The 18,561-nt window shown below is 36.7% G+C and carries 19 protein-coding genes; 13 read left to right on the top strand and 6 right to left on the bottom strand.

Annotation, left to right across the window (positions count from 1 at the left end; genetic code table 11):
* Positions 1 to 162 precede the first annotated feature (162 nt).
* From COJ96_RS15315 to COJ96_RS15305, 3 genes are all read left to right on the top strand, one after another.
* Positions 163 to 1,434 carry an MFS transporter gene (locus COJ96_RS15315; RefSeq protein WP_098574682.1) on the top strand — a complete coding sequence of 424 codons (1,272 nt, stop codon included), beginning with the start codon at positions 163 to 165 and terminating at the stop codon, positions 1,432 to 1,434.
* A 415-nt stretch (positions 1,435 to 1,849) separates the two neighbouring features.
* A complete protein-coding gene (locus COJ96_RS15310; protein WP_098574681.1) occupies positions 1,850 to 2,332 on the top strand; it encodes a DUF2975 domain-containing protein in 483 nt (160 codons plus the stop codon).
* 10 nt (positions 2,333 to 2,342) lie between these two features.
* Positions 2,343 to 2,558, top strand: coding sequence for a helix-turn-helix domain-containing protein (locus COJ96_RS15305; protein WP_098574680.1), 216 nt, complete (start codon positions 2,343 to 2,345; stop codon positions 2,556 to 2,558).
* A gap of 118 nt (positions 2,559 to 2,676) precedes the next feature.
* Here the strand turns inward: COJ96_RS15305 and COJ96_RS15300 are convergent, their stop codons facing one another.
* The gene (locus tag COJ96_RS15300; protein ID WP_098574679.1) at positions 2,677 to 4,119 is read right to left on the bottom strand and encodes a L,D-transpeptidase family protein; all 1,443 of its coding nucleotides are present in this window, start codon (positions 4,117 to 4,119) and stop codon (positions 2,677 to 2,679) included.
* A 252-nt stretch (positions 4,120 to 4,371) separates the two neighbouring features.
* On the opposite strand from COJ96_RS15300, the gene COJ96_RS15295 reads away from it, so the two are divergent.
* Together COJ96_RS15295 and paiA are read left to right on the top strand one after the other, a co-directional pair.
* The gene (locus COJ96_RS15295; RefSeq protein ID WP_098574678.1) at positions 4,372 to 4,824 is read left to right on the top strand and encodes a MarR family winged helix-turn-helix transcriptional regulator; all 453 of its coding nucleotides are present in this window, start codon (positions 4,372 to 4,374) and stop codon (positions 4,822 to 4,824) included.
* A gap of 25 nt (positions 4,825 to 4,849) precedes the next feature.
* Entirely contained in the window at positions 4,850 to 5,368 is a 519-nt protein-coding gene (paiA, locus tag COJ96_RS15290; RefSeq protein ID WP_098574677.1) for a spermidine/spermine N(1)-acetyltransferase, read from the top strand.
* A 53-nt stretch (positions 5,369 to 5,421) separates the two neighbouring features.
* Here the strand turns inward: paiA and COJ96_RS15285 are convergent, their stop codons facing one another.
* The gene (locus tag COJ96_RS15285; RefSeq protein ID WP_098574676.1) at positions 5,422 to 6,864 is read right to left on the bottom strand and encodes a flavin monoamine oxidase family protein; all 1,443 of its coding nucleotides are present in this window, start codon (positions 6,862 to 6,864) and stop codon (positions 5,422 to 5,424) included.
* Positions 6,865 to 7,078: 214 nt separating this feature from the next.
* On the opposite strand from COJ96_RS15285, the gene COJ96_RS15280 reads away from it, so the two are divergent.
* The 3 genes from COJ96_RS15280 to COJ96_RS15270 are packed head-to-tail and all read left to right on the top strand — an operon-like array spanning position 7,079 to position 9,617.
* Positions 7,079 to 7,627: a GNAT family N-acetyltransferase gene (locus COJ96_RS15280; RefSeq protein ID WP_098574675.1), complete on the top strand. Its 549-nt coding sequence runs from the start codon at positions 7,079 to 7,081 to the stop codon at positions 7,625 to 7,627.
* A 16-nt stretch (positions 7,628 to 7,643) separates the two neighbouring features.
* Positions 7,644 to 8,936, top strand: coding sequence for an AAA family ATPase (locus tag COJ96_RS15275; RefSeq protein WP_098574674.1), 1,293 nt, complete (start codon positions 7,644 to 7,646; stop codon positions 8,934 to 8,936).
* A gap of 21 nt (positions 8,937 to 8,957) precedes the next feature.
* Positions 8,958 to 9,617, top strand: coding sequence for a DUF429 domain-containing protein (locus COJ96_RS15270; protein ID WP_098574673.1), 660 nt, complete (start codon positions 8,958 to 8,960; stop codon positions 9,615 to 9,617).
* Between the two features lie 232 nt (positions 9,618 to 9,849).
* Here the strand turns inward: COJ96_RS15270 and phaC are convergent, their stop codons facing one another.
* The 3 genes from phaC to COJ96_RS15255 form a co-directional block, all read right to left on the bottom strand.
* A complete protein-coding gene (phaC, locus tag COJ96_RS15265) occupies positions 9,850 to 10,926 on the bottom strand; it encodes a class III poly(R)-hydroxyalkanoic acid synthase subunit PhaC (protein ID WP_098574672.1) in 1,077 nt (358 codons plus the stop codon).
* Positions 10,927 to 11,006: 80 nt separating this feature from the next.
* Complete coding sequence (locus COJ96_RS15260) at positions 11,007 to 11,750, bottom strand: 3-oxoacyl-ACP reductase (RefSeq protein WP_098574671.1); 744 nt, start codon at positions 11,748 to 11,750, stop codon at positions 11,007 to 11,009.
* An 89-nt stretch (positions 11,751 to 11,839) separates the two neighbouring features.
* Positions 11,840 to 12,322, bottom strand: a complete 483-nt coding sequence (locus COJ96_RS15255; RefSeq protein ID WP_098574670.1) for a polyhydroxyalkanoic acid synthase subunit PhaR — start codon at positions 12,320 to 12,322, stop codon at positions 11,840 to 11,842.
* A gap of 317 nt (positions 12,323 to 12,639) precedes the next feature.
* On the opposite strand from COJ96_RS15255, the gene fabG reads away from it, so the two are divergent.
* Positions 12,640 to 13,374 carry a 3-oxoacyl-[acyl-carrier-protein] reductase gene (gene fabG / locus COJ96_RS15250; protein WP_098574669.1) on the top strand — a complete coding sequence of 245 codons (735 nt, stop codon included), beginning with the start codon at positions 12,640 to 12,642 and terminating at the stop codon, positions 13,372 to 13,374.
* 371 nt (positions 13,375 to 13,745) lie between these two features.
* Positions 13,746 to 14,936: an acetyl-CoA C-acetyltransferase gene (locus tag COJ96_RS15245; protein WP_098574668.1), complete on the top strand. Its 1,191-nt coding sequence runs from the start codon at positions 13,746 to 13,748 to the stop codon at positions 14,934 to 14,936.
* A 63-nt stretch (positions 14,937 to 14,999) separates the two neighbouring features.
* Here the strand turns inward: COJ96_RS15245 and COJ96_RS15240 are convergent, their stop codons facing one another.
* Complete coding sequence (locus COJ96_RS15240) at positions 15,000 to 15,308, bottom strand: hypothetical protein (protein WP_098574667.1); 309 nt, start codon at positions 15,306 to 15,308, stop codon at positions 15,000 to 15,002.
* 312 nt (positions 15,309 to 15,620) lie between these two features.
* On the opposite strand from COJ96_RS15240, the gene COJ96_RS15235 reads away from it, so the two are divergent.
* The 3 genes from COJ96_RS15235 (at position 15,621) to COJ96_RS15225 (ending at position 18,405) form a co-directional block, all read left to right on the top strand.
* Positions 15,621 to 15,917 carry an antibiotic biosynthesis monooxygenase family protein gene (locus COJ96_RS15235; RefSeq protein ID WP_098574666.1) on the top strand — a complete coding sequence of 99 codons (297 nt, stop codon included), beginning with the start codon at positions 15,621 to 15,623 and terminating at the stop codon, positions 15,915 to 15,917.
* Between the two features lie 245 nt (positions 15,918 to 16,162).
* On the top strand, positions 16,163 to 17,275 hold the full coding sequence (locus COJ96_RS15230; RefSeq protein WP_257148529.1) for a glycosyl hydrolase family 18 protein: 1,113 nt from the start codon (positions 16,163 to 16,165) through the stop codon (positions 17,273 to 17,275).
* Positions 17,276 to 17,394: 119 nt separating this feature from the next.
* A complete protein-coding gene (locus COJ96_RS15225; RefSeq protein ID WP_180230130.1) occupies positions 17,395 to 18,405 on the top strand; it encodes a DUF3231 family protein in 1,011 nt (336 codons plus the stop codon).
* The last annotated feature ends 156 nt before the right edge of the window (positions 18,406 to 18,561 follow it).

Here is an 18,561-nt window from a genome sequence, read left to right as displayed (position 1 = left end):
ATTGAAGCGGAAATCGGGCTTTTCATTTCAAAAGCTTTCTTCTAAAAAAAAGGTGCACTGTCATGGACTCTTGGAGGGATTTATGGATGAACTATTACTGTTGACAGGTATGTTATTATAAACTTATTCTGAAAATTCCCAACAACCGGAGGATAAAAAGACTTGAAACGGATACATTATAGTTGGTTTATTTTATTGATCACATTTTTTTCTATTATCGTAGCAGGAATTGTTCGATCCTCCTCAGGGGTCTTGATTGTCCCTTTGGAAAATGCCTTCGGATGGGATCGTTCACTAATCTCGATGGCGTTTGCCCTTAACCTACTGCTATACGGGTTTTCTGGCCCTTTTATGGCGGCGCTGTTAGAGGAAATTGGTTTAAAGAAAATGATGGTTTTGGCGATGTCTACACTAATGGTTGGAGTTTTGCTTACTCTTTTTATGACGGAACCTTGGCAATTAATGATCATTTGGGGAGTAATCATTGGCCTAGGGTCGGGGCTGTTCTTAACGATATTAAGCCCTTATGTTGCCAATCATTGGTTTGAAAAAAGAAGGGGACTTGCAGTTGGCATTTTGACTGCGAGTACAGCGACAGGACAACTAATCCTTCTACCGCTGTTAGCGATTATTATCGAAGAATCTTCCTGGAAATGGGCAATTGGTTTTATTCTTATCCTGAGCTTCATTATGTTGATTATCATCCTACTCTTTATGAAGAATTCACCAAAAGAAATAGGGCTGCTTCGTTATGGATTAGAAAAAGAACCGCCTGGACAGCAAGTCGTTGTAAAGAATAATCCAATCATTATCGCCTTTCGTACATTGTTTGAAGCAGTAAAAGTGAAGGAATTTTGGTTACTTGCAGGCAGTTTCTTTATTTGCGGGCTTTCAACAAGTGGATTAATTGGTACTCATTTTATTTCTTATTGTATTGGCTTTGGATTTACGGCAGTTACAGCAGCTTCGATGCTTTCGTTTATGGGGATTTTTGATTTAATTGGAACCACTCTTTCTGGGTGGCTTTCGGATCGGTTTGATAACCGGTGGCTGCTGTTTTGGTATTACGGTTTAAGAGGGGCTTCACTCGTCTTACTTCCCTTAGCACTAGCCAAAGGTTCAATTACGCTACTTATTATTTTTTCCGTTTTTTATGGATTAGATTGGATCGCAACTGTACCACCAACGATTAACATTTCACGGCAAATTTTTGGGATTGAAAAAAGTGTCGTGGTTTATGGCTGGATCTTTGCTGCCCACCAATTAGGTTCTGCTGTGGCAGCCGGTGGAGCAGGGATTATCTATAATATCTTCACATCCTATACATGGGCCTTTGTTCTAGCAGGAATGTTTTGCTTGTTAGCCAGCCTATTTGTGATTGTAATAAAAAAACAAAATGTAAAAGTTGAAGTGAGTCAAACTTATAAAGCCTAAGACAAAGGGCCGTAATCGCAAAACAACTACAAAACATTAAATAATAAAATTAACTCGATACAAGTAAAAAGCATTTCTTTGCAAAAAAGGAATGCTTTTTACTATTTGGCTGTGTTAAAGATTAATGTTGATTTTCCACTCTGTTGATTGGAGTGGAAGGCACGAAGACTCCTGCGGGAGTACGGGGCAGGGGAGACCCCGCAGGAGCAAAGCGACGAGGAGGCTCCCCGGCACGCCCGCGAACCGCTTGTGCCTGGAACGGAAATCAACAGACAAGTTTAACACAGCCTATTATGTAAAAATAAAAGAATATACTTATAACAACAAGTATATAATTAAAACCAATAAGTTTTTATTGATAAACGATAAATAATGATATAAAATCAGATTATAATTAATTATGTGAGGTGCTTTTATGAAACAAGTTACGACACTCTTTTTAAAAGTAGCTGTTATTTTTATAGGAATCCCAGTTCTTGCATTGTGCATCTTTTTGGTACCTGAACTTGGAAATCTTGCAGCAAAATTGCTACCTGATTTTTCTTCTATAAAATATTTCGTTTCCATTATTTTTTATGCATCAGCGATTCCTTTTTACTTTGCTTTGTACCAAGCATTCAAACTGTTACGCCATATTGACAAAAATGAAGCTTTCTCCGAATTGTCTGTAAATGCATTAAAGAAAATCAAACAATGTGCCATCACAATCAGTATCTTGCATGTACTCGTCTTACCGCTATTCTATCTCTTTGCGGATAAAGACGACGCCCCAGGTGTCATCTTTGTCGGATTGATTGTTCCGTTTGCTTCACTCGTGATTGCAGTTTTTGCAGCTGTTCTCCAGAAGCTTTTGAAAGAAGCGATTGATATAAAATCAGAAAATGATTTAACGGTCTGAGGTGAGAACAATGGCGATAATAATCAATATTGATGTGATGCTGGCGAAAAGGAAAATGAGCGTAACTGAACTTTCGGAAAGGGTTGGGATTACAATGGCGAACCTTTCCATTCTAAAAAACGGGAAAGCAAAAGCAGTTCGTTTTTCCACGCTAGAAGCAATATGTAAAGCTTTGGATTGTCAACCTGGAGATATTTTAGAGTACAAAAGCGATGAAACCCCTTAAAATAATACGTTAAAAAAGGAGAAACATGATGTTTCTCCTTTTTATATAGGATTTTAAGCAAAGTCGTAAAAGAGCCATACATCATTCTAGGGCTGCTTCTTCAGTCTTTACCAATGCCTCAATAAACGACAACTGGATCATAAGTGCTGAGATTGTCATACACCGTTTTCATAACGCTAGGCGGGGTGTTGACACAGCCATGGGATCCATTGCTTTTATAGATATTGCCACCAAAGTTTGACCTCCAGTTGGCATCGTGGAATCCCTGCCCGTCATTCGTAAAAGGGACCCAATATTGAACCGGTGTCTGATAGGTAATTTTTCCGTTTTCTCTGCCCGTTAGGACAGCAGGTGTTTGCTTATAAAGGATATACCACACTCCTGGTGATGTATCATGTTGGGTACTATGATTGCCTGTAACCACATTCGTTGTGACGACTAACTTCCCATTTTTGTAAATCCAAATTCGCTGCGCTGCTATGGAGACCTCAGCATACGTATTGCCAATCCCATTGTTCTTGACAGTGTCATATCCGTAGCCTTCACCTTTCCATCCATTTCCGTAAATATTCGAGGCGGAAACTGATTTCTTCCCACTTTCAAAAGCTTTCACAATACGGGGGATTTCTTTATCAACATTTATGGCCCATCCATAGCCTTTCCCTTTAACCGATATGACCGAACCTGAATGGGTATTGAATGTGAAATCCTTGTTTAGTGTGGACTGAGAATGGTTAATTTCAGCAATCTTTTTCTTAACCTCACCCTCATCATTAATCTTAATCTGCAAATCTTTTGTAATAGATGCATTTTTAATTAATTCTTTTGCGGATAACTTAAAAACTTTGTTCTGTACTTTATAATCAACGGTCTGCACAAGGAATTCTTCTAGCATTTTCTGTTGATTTTTTATAAACTCGCTGTATTCTTTAATGGGCTGTATGTAGACTGGATTGAGATAGATTTCACTAACATAATTGTGTTTTTCAAAGTCCTTCAAAAGACTAGGGACATCATACTGATCTCCGCTAACACTGTTAGTGACAACAATTTGACCTTTTACTAAACGAACCTCCGCATCTTTTGGCTTTTTTAACGTTTGATTCATGGCTAACAGCTTTTCTTCCACTTGCTTTTTCAACGTTTCGTTTCGATATTGATCTTGTTTACTAGGCCATAAGGAATAATTATTCGCTTTTGATGAAGGAAAAAACGTCCACTGGCCCTTTAGTATTTTTTTGACTTGGGGCAGGTCACTTTTCATAAATCTCATTTTTGTATCTTTTCCATCGAAAACTTGTTTATCACCGACATAGACGGTATTTTTCAATATAGTAGTTTTTAATTTCTTTAATGCCTGATCAGCGGTCATTCCACCCACGTTTATCCCATTAATCTTGATATTTGAATTAAAATGGTTTGCTTGATAGTACCAGATTGCTGCAATCAAGAGTATGATCATGAAGAGAAGACTTCCGGTAATAAACCTCCAGTTTGCGAACCACTTTACTGAATTTTCGCGTTTTAAGTCCATTTCTTTAGTTACTGCTGTGCTTTCCATAAAGTTCCCTCCTACATCTGATGATATCCAAGCTTTAAATATTTCATTCTCTTAAACTATGTATTTATGTCATAGATTACAGTTTGATTACATTTATACAACTATTCTAACAAATGTAACCGTCGAACATTGTCAGATTTTGTATTTGATTAAATTTATTTAATTGTTGTAAATGCAATAAAATTAGGTTACATTTTATTCATATTACTTTTTATAGTAAATGCAACAAAAAACGAAGAAAGGAGAAAAATCATGAAAGAAATTCTACGCGAAATTGGAATGATCGCAAGGGCCTTGGATTCGATAAGTAATATAGAATTTAAAGAATATGACCTGACAAAAGGGCAGTATTTGTACCTTGTTCGAATATGTGAATATCCAGGAATCATTCAAGAGAAGTTAGCTGAAATGATAAAGGTAGACAGAACAACTGCAGCTCGTGCGATAAAAAAACTTGAAATGAGTGGTTTTATAGAAAAACAAGAGGACCAACAAAACAAGAAAATAAAAAAACTCTTTCCAACGGAAAAAGGGAATTATGTTTATCCTTTCATAAGAAGAGAAAATGATTATTCCAACATGGTAGCATTAGAGGGCTTTTCCGAAAGGGAAGTAGAAACCATGTTTACTCTTCTTCAAAGAGTTCGAAAAAATATTGAAGTAGACTGGGAATTTGTAAAAAAGGGGAACAAGAGAAATTATTAGTTAATAAAGGAGTGACAAAATTAAAATGACTATAATCATAAAGAAGTGTACCCTTGAAGATTTACATACACTACAAGAAATTAGTTACGAAACATTTAATGAAACATTTAAAGACCAGAACTCACCCGAAAATATGAAAGCCTATTTAGAAAGGGCATTCAACTTAAATCAAATAGAAAAAGAATTATCCAATATTTCTTCTGAATTCTTTTTTGTATATTTTAATAAAGAGGTCGCTGGATATTTAAAAATCAATACCAAAGAGGCTCAGTCTGAGGAAATGGGGGATGAATCACTTGAAATCGAGAGGATTTATATAGGGATCAAATTTCAAAAACACGGGCTTGGAAAATATTTGATAAATAAAGCTATGGAAATAGCAATCGAACGTAATAAAAAGAAAATCTGGCTGGGCGTATGGGAAAAAAATGAAAATGCTATTGCTTTTTATAAGAAAATGGGGTTTGTTCAAACTGGCGCACACTCTTTTTATATGGGTGATGAGGAACAAATAGATTTTATTATGACAAAAACGCTAAAATAAAACTTATCATTTATAGGAAAAGAAGAGGCTGCCTCGCAGCCTTTTATATTAAATTACTTAGGTATGTCATTCACTTCATTTGCCACACGGATCCCGGATTCAATTGCCCCTTGAATCCAGCCGTGGGTAAGGCCGGTATGTTCACCAGCAAAGTGTACTCTTCCCTCGGGTGTAGAAATATACGGATATAGCTCAACGTCCTGACCCGGTTCAAAAGAGGTAAAACCTCCGCAAGAATATGGGTTTTTACTCCAGCTAAAAGCTGCACCTGTAACGAATTCTGAATAAACCTGATTCCCAAATATTTCAGCCAAGTTCTTTAGTGCAATTTGGATCATCTCTCTTTCAGATAGACTCTCCAAGGTTAAAGCCTCATCTGCCCAAGTATAACTCGCAATAACAACCGCAGGTCCTTTTGAACCAATACCATAGCTTGGATAATAGGAAAATCGAATGGGCAGATCGGTGATTGATTTACCACCTAATTGCCCTGCTTTCTCCCAAAATCTACTTTTAAACTCGATGGCAATCTTAGAGGAGGCCATATAATTGAGTTCACGAATCGCTGTCCTTTTAAAATAGGAGAAGGATTCATAGGGCTCGACTTGCACAAACCGGAGCGTTGAAAATGGAATAGTCACGATGGCAAGGTCACCAGTCATGCTTAAGCTCTGATCGGTCTTCTGGTGCTTACAATGAATGGTTACATTGTTTTGATGTTGAGATATTTTCATTAATTTTTGGTTAAACAAAATATTTTCGTATAATTGTGGTTGAAAGGCTTTAGGCAATAGATCCATTCCACCCGTTATTTCATAAAAATTCTTCGTTCCGCTTAAGATGATGAGTTCTCGTAATATCTCTACAAAGGTCATCCCCATATACGCTTCCAAGTCAATAAGCACACCAATCATATCATTTGCACCGACAGAAAAATAGTAGTCTAAGAAAGAGCCTAACGATAGATTTCTATATTGTTTTTCTATAAGAGGCCAATTCTTTTTTGGATCTTTGTTTATAAAATCGATGATCGGTTGGACGACAGATAACAAAAGTTCTTCCGCTGATTTTCCTTTTTCATTTGGAGTAACGGGGTATTTTAAAATGCTGGGATCCTTCTCATACAATTGAAGCCTTGTTTTAATGCCATTGGCGTAGAGGATGTCATTTGGAGTTCGGTTTATAAATAGATTGGTAGGCAACTTAAATTTTTTAATATATTCAATGGTTAATTGATGTTTTTCGGGAATTCGCATCGGTCCGGCATTAAAATATAAGTTCTCGCTAAAAGGCGTTCTTATTGTATAAACACGTCCGCCCACTCTATCATTTGCTTCCAAAATGGTGACACTATGATCAGCTTCCTTTAATAAAGAGGCCGCGACGAGTCCAGCCATCCCTGCACCAATAATCATAATCTGTTTAGGATTTTGAGATTTCTTCAGACCTTTTTTAATGATGGTCAGCATTTGCTGCTCCGTTAATGGGGAATTCATCTATTGGGGCAACCTCCTTTGCGTTTCCCAATAATTGCCTTATTGCATTATATACAGGGAAAAGGCTGCATATGTGCAATTTATGACTCTCAAGTCTTGTCTTTACGGATAAAGAAAATCAACCATTTCTTTTACTAAACGTATGTGCTATAACATAGGAGAGAAGGACCCTCCAATTATGAGAATATGGTCCTATTAAAAGGAGGGGATCGTTATGAGAGTAGAACCGACGGAATATTTTTTGAATAATTTACGCTATATCATTAGGTCTGCAAATGAGACGGATGCAATGAGCTTGTCAGAAGTTAGATTGCAGATCGATGGGGAAACAGAGAATTTGGATAGAGAAAAAGGCGAAGCGTTTATTGATGAATCAGGTTTCAAACAGATAATTAAAGAAGATACAGAAAGTAAGAGTAATATATTTTTAGTTGTTGAGGTCAATGAGAGAATTGTAGGTTTTTCCAGATGCGAAGGAAGCAAATTGAAAAGATTTGCACATAAAGTGGAATTTGGCGTCTGTGTTTTAAGAGAATTCTGGGGATATGCAATCGGGAAAAACTTATTAAAAGAATCTGTCCAATGGGCGGACTCAAACGGAGTTAAGAAAATATCGTTGGCTGTTCTCGAAACCAATGATAAAGCCATTAAACTCTATGAAAAATTTGGTTTTGAAGTGGAAGGTATTTTAAAAAAGGACAAGATCCTATCTGATGGAAATTACTATCATACGATATTGATGGGAAGGTTTCATGACTTATAAGAATAAGGAGAATTAGATGAAAAATAATGTTTTGTTTGACACTAATAAAATCGACCGGGAAGCATTCCCTTATTATTACGACTACGGCAAAATCGTTTCTACCATTCAAGAAAAACTCGTTAATGAAGTGGGAATCGACTTTCAAATGTATTCTGATGAAGATACCTCCAATGAAATTTGGGACATTCTTGAGGAAGACTTGAAAGAGGAATCTCCGGAAGTACAATTGATTTGTCATATTTATAAAGAAGGGGAGACCAAGACCATCTCATCTAACCATACCGATAAGGTGATGGAGCTGATTATTAAACCACGGATTATCAACGGTCTCTTTTACTATCCAAACTATCAGGTGGCGCTAGCAAGATTAGTCATTTATCAAAGTGATGGGGAAATGACTCGTGATTTTATTTTTGCCAAAAATGATGCGTGCTTAGTAGCCTTTTTGAAGTATGTCCTTAAAAGAAAAAGAGAATATATTAAGAACTATGTCACTGTTTTTACGGATACGGAAGATGGTGTGGAAACAGAGATTGATAGTATTACTACATTGGTTAGAAGAGAAGATGTTTTTTTAGAGGATTCATTAAAGCGTGAAATTTACCGTTCGATTGACGAATTCTTCTCGGAAAGCGGTCAGTTTTTCAAAACCTATGACATTCCTTATAAGCGCGGAATTCTGCTCTACGGGAAGCCTGGTAATGGTAAGACCACCCTCGTGAAATCGATCGCCAGCAGCATTAACGCTCCAGTTGCTTATTGGCAGATCACAGAATTTACATCGAGTTATACCATAAAAGAGGTCTTTACATCGGTATTGAAGTTAACACCATTGGTATTAGTTATTGAGGATATTGATTCCATGCCAGCGAGTGTCCGTTCTGTCTTCTTGAACATCTTAGACGGTGCTACTTCGAAGGAAGGTATTTTCATCATTGGGACGACAAATTATCCTGAAAAAATTGACCCTGCACTTATGAATCGCTCTGGCCGGTTTGACCGTGCGTATGAGATTCATGTGCCGACGAAGGAGCTCCGTTATCAGTATTTATTAAATAAGAATATTGCTCGAATTCTTTTAGAGGACGAGATTCAACAGGTCATTGATTCGACTAAGGATTTCTCCTATGCGCAGCTCAATGAATTATATACATCGATTGCCCTTGAATGGCATTATGAACAAAAAGTGGATGTGAAACGTCTTTGTGCAGACTTAAAATCGCTGCAGCAAAAACAACAAAAACAAGAATGGGATCAAGATCTTTCTTCTGCCTCGATTGGATTTTCAGGGTTTAGTGATGAGTATTAATTTTTATAAAGTGGTTTGCTTATGAGAGTGATTGGTATTGATTTAGCGGGTCCAAGTAATCACAAAGATACTGTATTGACTATATTTGACCAACAAAGTGGTCAATTAAATTTCTTGAATTTAATTAGGAATATAGGGGATTTGGATATTTTAAAAGAAATAGAGGCTCAAAGTCAATTAGATGAAGTCGTTATCGGGATCGATGCCCCTTTATCGTATGAAGATGGGGGAGGGGATCGGCTAGGGGATAAACTGCTTCGTCAGTATATTGTCTCAATTGGGATGAAACCTGGATCCATCATGCCGCCAACCTTAAATCGAATGGTATATCTTACTCTTAGAGGAATTAAGCTTAGTAGAGAAATAGGGAATCTAGCTGCAAGATATCCGATTTCGATTGTGGAGGTGCATCCTGGTGCAGTGATTGGATCAAGACTTCTTGAAAGGGATCTGGAATATGTCTTGAGCTATAAACAAATTCTCACAGCAAGAACCTGGATTCGAGACTGGTTTGCGGAGCAAAAATTAACCAAGCTTCCTGTTTTTATTGATGAGGAAAGCCATTTGATTGATGCCTGTGCTGCTGCATTAGGAGCATGGCATTGGAGGGATCCATCGTTGCAGCCAAAATGGTCATTCCCGCCTAATCCTCCTTTGCATCCTTTTGGATATTGTTGTTAGTCATTCTTTCTACCACAGTATTTGATACTGTGGTGTTTTTTTTCGGTTTATTATTTTTAAATTATTTGAATTAATTAAATTAAATATAAATTCTGTCTATTATACTTGTTTTTTTCCTAAAAATTACCTATAATTAATTTTACCACTATTGCCCAATTGTTTACCTGCCATTACTTTTTCACTAGATAAAATAAAAGAAGTGCCCCTATAGGGACACTCATTTAAAATTGGTTTAGTTGGATCTTTCTTCTAACCAATCCGCTATCGTTGGATACGTTATTTTTGTGGCTTGACTGCCAAAAGTAATCGAAGTATGTCCAACAGGTAACACTTTAAATTCTTTATCCTTACTTGAAATCACATTCATCAATGCCTCAACTTGATGTGGCGGGGCAATTAGGTCGTTTACCCCAGCTAAATTGAGCACATTAGCCTTGATATTTTCAAGTTTAACCTTTTTACCTCGAATAACCATTTCGCCTTTGATCAGTTTATTATTTTGGTAGAAGTCTCTAATCCACTGACGGTAGGCTTCACCAGGGAAAAGAATCCCGTCATTTAACCATTTTCGTAGAAGTTTAAAGCTTTTAATAAATTTCTCATTATCAGCACGCTCTACGAGACTAATTAATGGTCCAAAGTTGGTTCCCATTGGATTGATCATTTTATTTCCAAAGTCAATCATTTCTGGTGGAATCACACCAAGGGTTTCTACGACTTTATTAATATCAAAATAGCGCTCATCCAGCATCGGACCATATGAACCGCTATTTTCAAAATTAAACGGACTAGTCATAAAGATAAGGTTGCGAATTGGTAATTCAGGGTGTAGTGCCGCAAATGCAGACGTAATCGTTCCACCCATGCAATAACCAAGAATCGATACTTCCTCAGCTTTAGATTTTCTCAATACCTTACGAACTGCACGAGGGATATAGTCCATAATGTAATCATCTAGTTTCATATTTCTATCTTCGTAACCTGGTGTACCCCAGTCAAGGAGATAAACATCAAACCCACGCTCAACTAGATATTCTATTAAACTGCCACCTTTAGTTAAATCCAAGATATATGGTTTATTGATTAGAGCATAAACTAAAAGAAGGGGAGTTTTATATTTTTTTGGTTGGTCAGAAATATACCGGTAAAGCTTCGTTTTATTTCTAGTCCAAACAACTTCTTTCGGTGTAGGTGCTACTTCCGGTTCAGGCTCGGTCGTTAACACTTGAGTTGCCCTGTAGACACGTTGATACATCTCTTGATACTTTTCAGGCGCAAATTCGAGTACACCATTCCATTCTTTTGGCATCAAAACGTTAATGACTGTTCACTCCTTACAAAATTTATTTACTCTCTTAATATATAAAGAAAGTTGTACCTTCATGACAATTACATGTAAAGTCCACCGTTAATATTTAATTGTTGACCAGTGATATAGTCACCATCTTTACATAAGAAAACAACACCACGAGCAATTTCTTCTGGTTTACCTAAACGTTTTTGTGGAACTTTTTCAACGATTCCTGCAAGAACTTTTTCAGGAATGGCTTGAACCATCTCAGTACCAATAAATCCAGGGCAAATCGCATTAACAGTTACATTGCTTTTAGCTAGCTCAAGAGCAAGGGATTTAGTATATCCAATAAGTCCTGCTTTTGCTGCTGCATAGTTGGTTTGTCCAAATCCGCCTGCTTGGCCAATAATGGATGAAATGTTGATAATGCGGCCAGCATCTGATTCAAGAAGGTAAGGTAGAGCAGCAGAAGTATTGTTGTAAACACTATTTAAATTTACATCGATTACTTTTCTCCAATCTTCTTCGCTCAATTTTTTGAACGTGCTGTCTCTTGTAATTCCTGCATTATTTACAAGGATATCTAATTTGCCGTAATGATTGATTGTTTCTTGTACAAGGTATGCTGCTTCATTACTTTCTGAAACATCTGCTTGAACAGCGTATGCCTCTCCACCAAACTCATTAATTTCTGCGACTACTTTATCTGCTAATTCTCTGCGGATATTATAGTTAATAACAACTTTCGCGCCATTCTTAGCTAGTTCTAATGCAATCGATGCACCGATACCTCTGCTGCCGCCTGTTACAATCGCTACTTTGCCTTTTAATTCTGTCATTTTTCTGCACCTCATCTATAGTAGTTGTTTAAATAATCCTGCTGATTTAATCCATTATTTTGTATTACATGCTAATATGTAATCCGTTTTTATTTCTTTTCTTTTTGTGTATTTAACAGAGTAAGAATTTGATTCAATTTATTATCCAAATTCTTCACATCTTTTTTAACATTTGACAATTCTGATTTAAATGACAACTGACCTTCATTATTTTCTAATTTTTCTTCCAGTTTTTCTTCAAGGTCGTCAACTTTTGCATCCACATTAACAATTAACGATGAAATGTTAGCGATGTCATTTCGAGATGGGACATTCATAAACTCTAAATATTTTAATGTAGATTCATCGATCATTTTTTTAAATTGAAGATTCATCTCCAACAACTGTCCCATCCCTTGTGAAGGGTAATCATTGCCGAATTTTTCATCAAATAATTTGCTGGATTGGGAATAAATATCTTTCCACATATCATAAACATTAAAGTCTTCCGTACCCAATTTTCCATCAAATAATTTACTAGATTGGGAATAAAAATCTTTCCACATATCATAAAAATTAAAATCTTGGTTCATTCTTTCTACCTCCTTGATTACTTTTTTGTTGACGTATCCATCATACTAACTTGTTTGGAATATTAAAAGTGAAAGTTTAAAAATTCACAAAATACATTTCTTCATTTTTTGACAAAATTCTCACTTTTTCGCGAAATGACCTAGGAATTTAACAGAAGTTATAAGTAGAAAGAATTCAGCATACTATGGTTAAAAATGGTAATAATGGGCTTCGTCCCCCTTATTATAATTGTTTTGTTGTTTTCTTTATCAATGTGCCTTGGGATGATGATGAGTGTAGTTGTTCTTTTGAGAATAGTAAAAATGAGGTGATAGTATTGGAATTTAATGAAAAGGTCGTGTTAATTACTGGTGGTGCACAAGGAATCGGCAAAGAAACGGCAAAACAATTTCTTCAAGAGGGAGCAAGTGTTGTAATTTGTGATTATGATGAGTCAGCTGGGAAAAATGCATTAGAGGAATTAAATAGTGAAAAGTTAGCGTTTTTTAAAGTGGATGTAACAGATAGTGCACAGATTGAAAAGATGGTCAGTGCCACAGTAGAAAAGCAAGACCGAATCGACATTCTCATCAATAATGCTGGAATTACACTAGACGGCTTTCTTACAAAAATGGATGAATCCGCTTGGGAAAAAGTAATTTCTGTAAACCTCTCCGGGGTTTTTAAATGTACGAAAGCGGTTGCTCCTTATATGTTAAAGCAGGGGGTAGGGGTTATTCTCAACGCATCTTCAGTGGTCGGTTTATATGGGAATATTGGTCAAACAAATTATGCGGCAACCAAAGCTGGTGTAATCGGGTTGACCAAGAGCTGGGCAAAAGAATTTGGTCCAAAAGGGATTAGGGTCAATGCAGTCGCTCCAGGCTTCATTGAAACCGGCATGACGGCTGCCGTGCCAGATAAAGTCCTTGAGTTTATGAAGGAAAAGACACCGCTCAAGAAACTTGGAAAACCAGAAGACATTGCCGCAGCGTACTTATTTTTGGCTTCAGATAAAGCCAATTATATAAACGGGACGATCTTAAGTGTGGATGGGGGATTAGTAATTTAAATTGCATAGCCAAAGCTAAGAGGGGGAATTTGGTTTTCTCTCTCTTTTTTGTTGTTAATATTTTAAATAAATAATATTGAAAAATAATTCAAATAAATATTTTTCTACAAAATTCGTCATTTTTTAATGTATTTCAACATAAATGCCCTTACACTATTGTTTTTTTTGAATGTGACATTTTCCGTTGCCATTCATTGGTTTAATCCCTAATTTTTAAAAAAGTTTAATAGATTTTTGATTAATAAAGAGTGAAAGTAATAAATACATAACTCTGAATTTGTCGAATAGTTTGTCGCAAAAAGTAGGGCTAAATGTAGTAAAATTTGTGAGGAATTATTCAAATACATAAATCAGCTTTGGAGGAGATCAGAATGTCAGTAAATGAAGTTGTCATTGTAAGTGCCGTAAGAACAGCTATTGGTAGTTTCTTAGGGAGTTTAGAAAATGTATCAGCCACTCAGTTAGGTACAACTGTCATTAAAGCAGCTATTGAAAAAGCTGGAATTAATCCAAATGATGTGGATGAAGTTATTATGGGGAACGTATTACAAGCAGGATTAGGACAAAATCCGGCAAGACAAGCTTCTCTTGCAGCGGGTATTCCTCAAGAGTCACCAGCTTTTACAATTAATAAGGTTTGTGGATCAGGCTTAAAGGCTGTTCACTTAGCAACACAAGCCATTCTTGCTGGGGAGTCTGAAATCGTTGTTGCAGGTGGAATGGAAAGTATGAGTCAAGCTCCATACCTGTTAAAAGGCGGACGCAACGGTTTCAAAATGGGCGATCAGAAAATGTTAGACAGCATGATTCAAGACGGTTTATGGTGTGCGGAAAATAACTATCATATGGGAATCACAGCTGAAAATCTTGCTGAAAAGTATGAAATCTCACGTGCAGAACAGGATGAATTTGCTGCATGGAGTCAGCAAAAGGCTCAAGCAGCGATTGAATCGAATCGCTTTGCAGATGAAATCGTTCCTGTTGAGGTACCTGGAAGAAAAGGACAAGTAACATTATTCAGCCAAGATGAGTTCCCTCGTTTTGGAGCAACTGCAGAAGGTTTAGGTAAACTTCGTCCTGCATTTAAAAAGGATGGATCTGTTACTGCTGCTAATGCATCAGGCATTAACGACGGTGCGGCTGCATTTGTTGTGATGAGCCGTAAAAAGGCAGAGGAATTAGGAGTTACTCCTCTAGTAACAATCAAAGCGAATGCTTCTGCAGGTGTAGATCCGAGTATTATGGGAATCGGACCTGTCCCAGCTGTGAAAAAAGCTCTTAATTCAGCGTCTTTATCATTAGAAGACATTGACTTAATTGAAGCAAATGAGGCATTTGCTGCTCAATCAATTGCAGTTGATCGCGAACTTCATTTTAGTAAAGAAAAACTAAATGTTAACGGCGGTGCGATTGCACTTGGCCACCCAATCGGTGCAAGTGGAGCAAGAATTTTGGTAACTTTAATTCATGAAATGAAGAAAAGAGAAAACCAATATGGTTTAGCTACATTATGTGTTGGCGGTGGACAAGGCGTAGCAACCATCATCGAAAATATTAAGTAATAAAGAATAGATTTTCACAAAAATGGCTTGGAGATTACTCCAAGCCATTTTACTATGTGCAGATTATCTTTCTACTTCGATGTGCTGGAAGCCGTTATGTGTGGCATAGACTTCATACCATTTGTAGGTTGGTGTTTTGAACCACTCATATTGCGGCAAATATACCAAATATCTTATATTGCCATCGGCATCATGAATTGTTTTAAAGATTTTTACAGGACCAATACCATGTAAATATCCTTCCATTCCATCGCGAACCCTATTTTTTTCCGCTTCCTTCTCCTCCTTATATAACCTCATCAGCCCATCCATAAAGATACTTAGCAACACCAGGGTAATAGCAATTAACCCGAAAATCAATAAATTGAACAATAGATTGCCCTCCTTAAGTTTTTTAAAGAATCATATGTATGATTACTGCACTACTAATCTATTTAACTCTTGAGATCTCTCAACTCCTTTAATGGGATAGCTTCAGATTGATTGTATCTCCGCCAAAGAATAAAAGGTGTGACGAAAAATACATGAAGCGCATATAAAAAATGAAATATTCATGAATTTTCTCCTGAAAAAAGGATAATTTTAGGAGGGATTCGCGGTGTGAGATATTTTTAGGTCCAATTAACCTTAGAATTATATGATAGAATTAATTTAATTTTTACAATTAAGAAAGGTGGGACTTACATGATATTGGAAGCGGTTATGCTTACGGTTAGGCCAGGGATGGAAGAGGAGTATGAGGAGGCATTTCGTCAGGCCTCAGAAATCATCGCATCCATGAAAGGGTACATATCTCACGAATTACAGCGTTGTCTTGAAGTGAAGGGGAAATATTTATTATTGATTAAGTGGGAAACTCTAGAAGATCATACCGTTGGATTTAGACAATCCAATGAGTATCAAGATTGGAAAAACTTATTACATCATTTCTATGATCCTTATCCAACTGTGGAACATTTTGAGAACATCCCGCTATTCTAGCATAGAGGTCAAAGATTTTATTATGGTGATCAGATCAGTTTTAGCCTATCAATTTGTCACTTCATTTATTCTTTTCTTAAAGTTGAGTTAGGAAAACATCAACAAGCAAAATTTATTTTTCTACCTTACATAATTGTGAAACATTATACCTAATATAGGGAGGCAAGTTACTGTATCATTCGTTAGTGGGCTAAATTTTTTGACAAAACAATTTCTATCCAAAACTACGAATTAGAAGAAGGTGCATGATGGGAAAATATTGTTATCGGTCATTCACGATCCTTTCTTTAAGTTTGCTCTTTTTACTTTTGTCTTCTTGTAGTCCGGCACAAAGAAAAGAGGCAGAATACAGTACGAATAAAACTCCTCGCGAGGTATTAGGTTTCTATACAGAACAGGAAGGCACGTTACCAGGGTCTCAACCTACCGTTAATTCACATTTCAATCATTTAAGTATCATTGCACCCTTTTGGTATAAGCTTGATGATAAACGACCAGGCAAACTTATGGATTCGGTTACCGAAGATCATAAAAGAACGGTTATTCAAAGTGCACATGAAAAACACCTGAAGGTATATATGGTTGTACATAATCTTTTTTATGAAACGGAGGAGAAGGGAAAGCGTGTAGCAGGAAATATCCTTAAAAGCGATAAAAACCGCAATGTTTTCATTCAAAACTTACGCAATGAAATGCATCATTTTAACTATGACGGGATTAATATTGACATGGAAAATTTGTATTTGACTGATCGAGATTCCTTTAGTTTACTGATAAAGAATTTGTCTGAATCACTACATCGTGACGGAAAGTTAGTAACCGTTTCAGTTCCGGCAAACACAGGTGATTCCCGTGCTAATCCCTGGTCAGCGTGGTTTGATTACGAAAAGCTTGGTCAATATTCAGATAGATTAATGATTATGACATACGATGAACACAACCCAAGAACAACACCCGGATCAACAGCATCAGTCAATTGGATAGAAGCAGCGATTGATTATGCTTTGAAACATAAAGTACCACCTTCCAAAATTTTACTCGGTATCGCTACTTATGGATGGGACTGGGATACAACAGCAAACAAAGCCTTGTATAGCTCCTATGCAATGTTAATGAGTCAGAAAACAAAATATAAAGCGAAAGTTAAATGGGAATCTCGTACGAAAACACCTCATTTCAGTTACGTAGATGATAAAAATCATAGCCACCAGGTTTGGTTTGAGAATAGCCACAGTCTGCGGTTTAAGCTAAATCTTGTAGAGAAATATGACTTACGGGGAATAGGGATTTGGAGACTTGGCTTAGAAGACCCGATGTACTGGACGACCATATCCGAGAAAATAAAAGTAAAAAAGTGATGGAATGGTCAAGAAACCAGAAGTGATTCCAATCAAATCGCGAAGTTTTATATAATAAAGACAAGTATATTTCAATGAAATGTAAGACAATCTATGAAAAAAACAATGAGGTGTCTTGTGTGTCTTCCATTCATAAAACCAAATTGACTTCCGCCGAGATTGCTGCCCTCTGGACACAATATTTAAACGAAACAGCAGGGATTTGCTTTCACCAACATATGATGGAACACCTGGAAGACAAGGAAATCAGAGATGTTTTTGAATATGCAATGTCTCTTGGTACCCAACATTTAGAGAAAATAAAAGAGTTCTTAATCCAAGAAGGTTTTCCAGTTCCAATCGGATTTACGAATCATGATCTGATACCAAACACTCCACGTCTTTTTTCTGATGTTTTGTGTTTGCATTATTTAAATATTATGACCATCCATGGCTGTCATGGGTACAGCGGCGCGATCACCACAAGTGCTCGACAGGACGTTCGTGAATATTTCACGCGTTGTAATGCATCTGCCGTTGAATTGTGTAATCGGACCAAGAATGTTTTGTTAGAAAAAGGCTTATACTATCGTCCCCCTGTGGTTTTACCACCTGAAAAGCCAGATTATGTCAAAGACGAAAACTTTTTAGCGGGATGGTTTGGTGAAAAACGACCATTAAGTTGTATTGAAATTACCGATATTTATTTTAATTTGAAGAAGAGCATAATGGCTAAAGCCGTCACAGTGGCCTTTTGGCAAGTCGCTCAGTCTAAGAACGTTCGAGACTTTCTATTAAAAGCATTGAAAACAAAAGACAGCCACATCCAAATGTTCAATGACCTTTTAAATAAGGAAAATCTGCCTGCACCACCCATATTAGAAGCGGAAGTGACGAATTCCACCACTTCTCCGTTTTCTGAAAAGCTAATGATGTATCAAGTCGGATTTTTATTTACAACTGCGATGGTGTATTACGGAACGGGATGGGCATCGTCTCCCAGAAGGGATTTAACCCCGCATTATATGATGGCAATTTCTGGTGACGTAAAAATAGGAAACGATTGGCTCGACATGATGATTGATATCGGTTGGCTGGAACAACCTCCTTTAGCCGAAAATAGAACGGAATTAGCGATGAAGAATAAATAAGGGTATAAAAGAGATTCAATATGATAAACTCAAACCTTTGTTGTCTATACAATAATGTAAAAAAGATGGGAGCGCTAACGCGTTCCCTTTTCTTAATATTAATATCTATTTTTTTACGTAAAAAATAAGATTTTAAATATACCTATAGAAATTGAC

It is taken from the genome of Bacillus sp. AFS073361, assembly GCF_002567005.1.
Classification (GTDB): domain Bacteria; phylum Bacillota; class Bacilli; order Bacillales; family Cytobacillaceae; genus Neobacillus.
This window is presented reverse-complemented; position numbering and strand designations above follow the sequence as displayed.

Bases quoted from the DNA above. Each gene is read 5' to 3' on its own strand.
- COJ96_RS15310 (WP_098574681.1), top strand. From the start codon at position 1,850: ATGAAACAAGTTACGACACTCTTTTTAAAAGTAGCTGTTATTTTTATA.
- COJ96_RS15305 (WP_098574680.1), top strand. From the start codon at position 2,343: ATGGCGATAATAATCAATATTGATGTGATGCTGGCGAAAAGGAAAATG.
- COJ96_RS15300 (WP_098574679.1), bottom strand. From the start codon at position 4,119: ATGGAAAGCACAGCAGTAACTAAAGAAATGGACTTAAAACGCGAAAAT.
- COJ96_RS15295 (WP_098574678.1), top strand. From the start codon at position 4,372: ATGAAAGAAATTCTACGCGAAATTGGAATGATCGCAAGGGCCTTGGAT.
- paiA (WP_098574677.1), top strand. From the start codon at position 4,850: ATGACTATAATCATAAAGAAGTGTACCCTTGAAGATTTACATACACTA.
- COJ96_RS15285 (WP_098574676.1), bottom strand. From the start codon at position 6,864: ATGAATTCCCCATTAACGGAGCAGCAAATGCTGACCATCATTAAAAAA.
- COJ96_RS15280 (WP_098574675.1), top strand. From the start codon at position 7,079: ATGAGAGTAGAACCGACGGAATATTTTTTGAATAATTTACGCTATATC.
- COJ96_RS15275 (WP_098574674.1), top strand. From the start codon at position 7,644: ATGAAAAATAATGTTTTGTTTGACACTAATAAAATCGACCGGGAAGCA.
- COJ96_RS15270 (WP_098574673.1), top strand. From the start codon at position 8,958: ATGAGAGTGATTGGTATTGATTTAGCGGGTCCAAGTAATCACAAAGAT.
- phaC (WP_098574672.1), bottom strand. From the start codon at position 10,926: ATGCCAAAAGAATGGAATGGTGTACTCGAATTTGCGCCTGAAAAGTAT.
- COJ96_RS15260 (WP_098574671.1), bottom strand. From the start codon at position 11,750: ATGACAGAATTAAAAGGCAAAGTAGCGATTGTAACAGGCGGCAGCAGA.
- COJ96_RS15255 (WP_098574670.1), bottom strand. From the start codon at position 12,322: ATGAACCAAGATTTTAATTTTTATGATATGTGGAAAGATTTTTATTCC.
- COJ96_RS15245 (WP_098574668.1), top strand. From the start codon at position 13,746: ATGTCAGTAAATGAAGTTGTCATTGTAAGTGCCGTAAGAACAGCTATT.
- COJ96_RS15235 (WP_098574666.1), top strand. From the start codon at position 15,621: ATGATATTGGAAGCGGTTATGCTTACGGTTAGGCCAGGGATGGAAGAG.
- COJ96_RS15230 (WP_257148529.1), top strand. From the start codon at position 16,163: ATGATGGGAAAATATTGTTATCGGTCATTCACGATCCTTTCTTTAAGT.